At 62.2% G+C, this 601-nt stretch carries 2 protein-coding genes; both read right to left on the bottom strand.

What is annotated here, in order from left to right; genetic code table 11:
• A partial coding sequence (locus EN906_RS36420; RefSeq protein ID WP_127375886.1) for an ACT domain-containing protein occupies positions 1-216 on the bottom strand: 216 nt, incomplete at its 3' end.
• On the bottom strand, positions 213-601 hold a 389-nt coding region (locus EN906_RS36415; RefSeq protein WP_206529296.1), incomplete at its 5' end, for a 3-methyl-2-oxobutanoate hydroxymethyltransferase. The genes EN906_RS36415 and EN906_RS36420, both read right to left, overlap by 4 nt.

The following is a 601-nucleotide window of genomic DNA, read 5'->3' as shown; positions in this document are numbered from 1 at the left end:
GTCCCTGGTCGAGCCTGGCGGGCTGATGAAGGCGATCCGCATGAAAAAGCGATTGGTCTGCCGGTCCCAGAACTGGCTGCTTTCGGCGATGTTGGCGCCGTTCGCGGCAAGCTCCGCCGTGACGGCGGCGACGATCCCCGGCCGGTCCTCGCAGGAAAGCGTAAGAATATGAACCGGCGCGGCCTCGTCCGTCGCATCATTGCCTTGAGATTTCACGCCCTGTCGACCCTTTTCATGAACAGGCTGAGCTCAGCCGGATCCATATGCACCACATGCTTGTCTTCGGGATAGGCGAGACTGTTGACATCGGCAACATACTCCGAGAACGCGGCGATGCGCTCGGCCTGCAAACGATCATATTCGGCGGCGAAGTTGCGGTAGACCTTGGAATGGCGAGGCATGTGGCCCCGGTTCTGGCCGAGGATGTCGTCGGCGAACAGATATTGCGCATCGCAACCGGTGCCCGCTCCCATCGACAGCATGATCAGCGATGTGCGTTCCGAGATCGCCTTGGCCACCTCGACCGGGACGACCTCGATCTCGGCGCCGATGGCGCCTGCGGCCTCCAGTTGTTTCACCGCCGCGAAGACCTCCATGGCGG

It is taken from the genome of Mesorhizobium sp. M7A.F.Ca.CA.004.06.1.1, assembly GCF_003999135.1.
GTDB lineage: Bacteria > Pseudomonadota > Alphaproteobacteria > Rhizobiales > Rhizobiaceae > Mesorhizobium.
The sequence above is the reverse complement of the archived record's forward strand: the minus strand, read 5'-3'. Positions and strand labels throughout refer to the sequence as shown.